The 257-nt window shown below is 47.5% G+C and carries 2 tRNA genes; both read right to left on the reverse strand.

Annotated elements, in window-relative coordinates:
- Window positions 1-50 precede the first annotated feature (50 nt).
- Window positions 51-126, reverse strand: a tRNA-Ala gene (locus M3079_RS09360).
- Between the two features lie 33 nt (window positions 127-159).
- Window positions 160-236, reverse strand: a tRNA-Ile gene (locus M3079_RS09365).
- Between the last annotated feature and the right edge of the window lie 21 nt (window positions 237-257).

Consider the following 257-nt stretch of genomic DNA (forward strand, 5'->3'; position numbering starts at 1 on the left):
CTTTACTTACTTTTCAGTTTCTTCTATATACTTTTCAAGGTTCAATAAAATGGTGGAGACGAGGAGAATCGAACTCCTGACCCCCTGCTTGCAAGGCAGGTGCTCTCCCAGCTGAGCTACGCCCCCATACTTCCTGTTGTTGTCTGCTAAAATATTTTTTGGTGGGCCTAAGTGGACTTGAACCACTGACCTCACGCTTATCAGGCGTGCGCTCTAACCAGCTGAGCTATAGGCCCGTATTTTAGCTTAAGGGCAGG

Source organism: Phascolarctobacterium sp. ET69, from assembly GCF_023336935.1.
In the GTDB taxonomy this organism is placed as follows: domain Bacteria; phylum Bacillota; class Negativicutes; order Acidaminococcales; family Acidaminococcaceae; genus Fusicatenibacter_A; species Fusicatenibacter_A intestinipullorum.